At 58.2% G+C, this 1,370-nt stretch carries 2 protein-coding genes; both read right to left on the minus strand.

What is annotated here, in order from left to right:
• Nucleotides 1-643: 643 nt before the first annotated feature.
• Nucleotides 644-805, minus strand: a complete 162-nt coding sequence (locus EOA22_RS33700) for a hypothetical protein (protein WP_244514446.1) — start codon at nt 803-805, stop codon at nt 644-646.
• A gap of 223 nt (nt 806-1,028) precedes the next feature.
• Nucleotides 1,029-1,370, minus strand: a 342-nt coding sequence (locus EOA22_RS33705; protein ID WP_164756188.1) for a hypothetical protein, incomplete at its 5' end; no start/stop codon positions are given.

Raw genomic sequence — 1,370 nt, forward strand, 5'->3', positions numbered from 1 at the left:
AACTAATATATACCCAACTCTGGTGCCTATGGTGCTATCGCGCAATGGCCCTGACGGGCAGCCTAGGCCATGGGGCTTAGTTGCGGGATTACCGTTTTGCGCGTAGTTTGTAGATCTGGTTGTTTGGGTCCCTCCTTATGACCAGTGCCGGTCGGCACGGTCACCGTCACCCTTGCTTGGTAATCTGATCGTGCCGACCTACCCTTTTGACATAGAACCGCACCCCCTTTGGCAATTGAAGCGCCTGGCGAACGGGCGGCATGAAACTCATCCGAATGGCGTCACGCTTCGTCGCTAGGCGATGTGTTGCCGCCGGATCAACGTCAACTGCGGTTCGAGCTGTAGCGCTGGGAGCAAGACGCCCAGGAGTTACCATTGGGCTGCGCACGCTGAAAGGACGGGTTACTCCCGACGCGGCGAAGTCAAATCCGAGGATCGCAAGGGCCTTCAGCTGTCTGCTCGCGCCGAGTCCCTGGGATTCGTCTATCGACCGCTCGCCGAGATCCTGGTCGCGGAGCCCCTCGATACGATCCTGCAGCGGGTAGAGAGCACGATAGGCGAGCCTGCCAAATCACCATCTGTCGATGCGGTCGGCGGGAAGATTGAAGCAACGGTTAGAAGTCACCTCGGGCGACCCTACGCTTCAGGTCAATGTCGTTCGCAGGCCAACCAGATCGTCGGCATGTCCCATGTCCAGACCTTCAGCCGGCGCGCCCCACGCATCAGCCGCCAGGCCGGTGAACACGTCGAACACCGTCCAGCTTCCACCTGGCTCTTGCCTTAAGTCGTACCGCTGCTGTGCCATGGGTCATTCGTTCAGCTTCCGATCCAGCTCGTCAAGCATGGACCGATGCTGCTCGGTCACATCCCAATCTGCTGGACCTCCCAGCAGTTGGCGGATTTGATGGCGCAGCGTCTCTGAAGTAATCCACGACCGAATGAGACGCGATGTAGCCTGCTGTTGCTCGGGAGAAAGCTCTTGCATGGTTGGCCCGCACGGTTTGACCGAGCCCAACCCCTTTGTGACCTTAATGGTTCCCGATGGATTGCCTGAAGAGAGTTGGAGCAGCAGCTACTCCGGCGCGACCGATAGAAAAAAGTTCATCGCCGCGAAGGCCGGCTTTGTAACGTGCAATCAGGCTTTCGGCAGCCGTCGTAGCTTCGGGGCTTTCGCGGTTAATGCCGCGCAGCTCACAAAGCATATCGAACAGCCCCTGGAGAAGAGACAGTTCCTCCGGCTCGAAGGTGCCGTTCGCGATGCTTGTTACCAGCATGATCCCTGCCCCTGCATTGGCCGGATCATTCGAACGGGTCTGGTAAATGTTAATTCGGACCAAGGTCTTGTCGGAAAGGCCTTCATCGCTCAATAG

The organism is Mesorhizobium sp. M7A.F.Ca.US.014.04.1.1, assembly GCF_003998745.1.
GTDB lineage: Bacteria > Pseudomonadota > Alphaproteobacteria > Rhizobiales > Rhizobiaceae > Mesorhizobium > Mesorhizobium ciceri.

Bases quoted from the DNA above. Each gene is read 5' to 3' on its own strand.
- EOA22_RS33700 (WP_244514446.1), bottom strand. From the start codon at position 805: ATGGCACAGCAGCGGTACGACTTAAGGCAAGAGCCAGGTGGAAGCTGG.